The organism is Pseudogulbenkiania sp. FW507-F1 (assembly GCF_058781125.1).
In genome coordinates this window covers 1-645 of the sequence record NZ_JBYSWM010000068.1, presented here as the reverse complement: position 1 = coordinate 645, position 645 = coordinate 1, and the positions used below count along the sequence as shown (strand labels likewise).

1 protein-coding gene is annotated in these 645 nt (G+C 68.2%); it reads right to left on the bottom strand.

All coding sequences use genetic code 11. The features are described 5' to 3' along the window. Positions 1 to 645, bottom strand: a 645-nt coding sequence (locus tag AC3WG5_RS19210) for an ABC transporter permease (protein ID WP_492570337.1), incomplete at both ends; no start/stop codon positions are given.

Sequence of the window (645 nt, the reverse complement as noted above, 5' to 3'; positions counted from 1 at the left end):
CGGCTTGAGGAAGGCGAGCCAGCGCTGCTCGCCGCGGCGGAACAGCCAGACCAGCGCGAACACGATCACGGCGTACAGCGCGCCGGCGATGCCGAAGGCCTCGAACGAGGCGTAGGTGGCGGAGTTGACGTCGCGCGCCACCTTGAGGATGTCCGGCACCGTGGCGGTGAACGCCAGCGTGGTGGAATGCAGCATCAGGATCACCTCGTTGCTGTAGTACGGCAGCGCGCGGCGCAGCGCCGAGGGTAGGATGACGCGGCGGTACAGCGTGAAGCTCGACATGCCGTAGGCGCGCGCCGCCTCGATCTCGCCGTACGGCGTGGCGCGGATCGCGCCGGCGAAGATTTCCACGGTGTAGGCGCAGGTGTTGAGCGCGAACGCCAGCAGCGTGCAGTTGATGCCCTCGCGGAAGAAGGCGTCGAGCAAGGGCTGGGCGCGCACCGACTCGATGCTGTAGATGCCGGTGTAGAACACCAGCAGCTGGATGTAGAGCGGCGTGCCGCGGAACACGTAGGTGTAGAACCACACCGGGCCGCGGATCAGCGGATTGCGCGACACGCGCGCCACCGCCAGCGGCACCGCCAGCACGAAGCCGATGCCGATCGACGCCACCAGCAGCCACAGGGTCATGGCGACCCCGGACAG